Origin of the sequence: Streptomyces sp. H27-H5 (genome assembly GCF_026627505.1) — a bacterium.
Taxonomy (GTDB): Bacteria; Actinomycetota; Actinomycetes; order Streptomycetales; family Streptomycetaceae; genus Streptomyces.
Genome location: NZ_JAPNLK010000261.1, coordinates 1 through 1985, shown reverse-complemented (window position 1 = coordinate 1985; position 1985 = coordinate 1). Strand labels below are relative to the sequence as shown.

Here is a 1985-nt window from a genome sequence, read left to right as displayed (position 1 = left end):
CCACCTCCGACCTGGACGATCTCCTGGCCAGGCTCGACCAGCACACCGCCGATCACCCAGAAGAATCCTCCGCCGCCAAGGCCGCGTGATCAACCCCCGAAGGACTTACGACGCAGACCACTTAGCTCCTCCGTTCTTCCCTCTCGATCACTCACATACCAAACGGGAACTGCCGTACTGCTTACTGCGAACTACTGCAACGCGGGTACTGCTCTCACTACTGAACTGCCTGTACTACAGGTGTTGCCTACTGCTGGTGACCTGCAAAAGCGTCACTCCTCGACAGCCAGCCCCGTCGCCCATCCTGCGTCTGCTCTGGCTTAGAACCCCACTGCCGAACCTCCCGGCACGCGCGCCCGCAGCCGACGCCTTCACCGAGGAACTGCTCACTTCACTTCACTGCTGGTATTGCAACCACAACTGCGTTAACCGGGTCCTGCTTGTGGTGGCCCCTGATCACTGCGGGCCACCCGGCCCGGTGATCAGTCCCGTCGCCGTCCTGCAACCGATCTGGCTTCGAAACTCCACCACCGCACCGCCATACACACTGCAACTACAGGTACTGCTGCCTGGCAGTTCGTCTCTGCCAGGCCCTGCTGTCTCTCTGGGCTACGAGAAGAACCATAACCACGACACGGAGAGATGTCTACTCCGGCCGAAATAGATTTCCTTACGCTCGATGAGGAGGTAATCCGCTTCGAACATGGAGGGCAGCGGACACACCGCGGGTCGAACGTCTCGACGGTGGGCACAAGCGCTGCACGGGCCAGGCCGGCACGTACGGCCCAAAGGGAGAGTGGGGTGATCTGAAATGGGCACGGTGCGCATCGAGGTCTCGACCGACCGGTCCACAGCGGCCTCCCCCATCGGTGACGGGCGCGCGAGCACCTGCGGCTTCCTCGAACGCTTCCTGCCCCTTGACGCGGACCAGGCCGGCGAAGACGTCGTCTTGGCGTCTCGGAGCTCGCGTGAGGTGGTTGACCATGGACCAACCGCCCCCTCCGCCCCCGCCGTGCAGGTCAGGAACGCGGGTGCGCGGCGGAAGCGGGCTGGGGTCCTGGACCGCCACCTCGATGCAGTTCGGGTAGGCGGTCAGGGGACAGCGTGCAGGTGCCACCACAGTGGGCGCAGGGCGCAAACCACCAACATCACCCACATGCAGAGCGGCGGGAAGACCGTCAGCGCCTTCATCCCCCGGTAGGCCCCGCCCCTGCATCACCGAATCCGTATAACCTTGACAGGCACCGAGCCCCGTGGAAAAGGCTGGTCCGATGACGCATTCCAAGTCCCCGGCCGACCGGCCGGTGCTCACCGTCACCTACCAAAACATCGACCACCGCACGCGCGTCCTGAGCGTGACCGGCGACCTCGACCACACTCTCCTCGACCCCCTGGAAGAGGCCCTGGCCGACGCAATGCGCGCACATCCACCACTGCGCCTGCTGGTGATCGATCTGGCCGCCCTCGGCTTCTGCGACTCCAGCGGCCTCAACGTGTTCCTCAAGGCCCGGCAGGACACCCAACAACACGGCATCGAGCTACGGCTCGCCCGCCCCAGCCGCCCCCTCCAACGGATCCTCGAACTCACCGGGACCGCAGCACTCTTCTCCCTCTACGACAATCTCCCCCTGCCCTCCCCTGACAGCCGAACATGCGATGCCGACGCCACCACGAAGTGTGGATCAAGACGCTGCCCAGAGCGCAGCACCACAGCTTCAGCGGCCGTCGAGGTCCGCTCGGCTCAACACGAGGGGTCAGGGCCCGGTTATTCGGTCCGGTCGTATTCCCGGAGCGCTCCGGGAGCCGGCCCCGCCACGCGCGCTTTCGCAAGATGTTGCCGAAGTTCACCGTCAGGCACTCAACCTGGATCCACCGCGTAGTGGTCGGGCTGTGGATGGAGAAATCAGAAGAGGTGCCCGCTGACCTGGGATGATGGGAGTTTCTACGCTTCCATCAGACCCGAGCAAGAGGGCACCTCGTAAGTG

1 protein-coding gene is annotated in these 1985 nt (G+C 64.3%); it reads left to right on the top strand.

Annotated features, from left to right (window positions below; genetic code table 11):
- Positions 1-1271 precede the first annotated feature (1271 nt).
- The gene (locus tag OTB19_RS42590) at positions 1272-1880 is read left to right on the top strand and encodes an STAS domain-containing protein (protein WP_267804231.1); all 609 of its coding nucleotides are present in this window, start codon (positions 1272-1274) and stop codon (positions 1878-1880) included.
- The last annotated feature ends 105 nt before the right edge of the window (positions 1881-1985 follow it).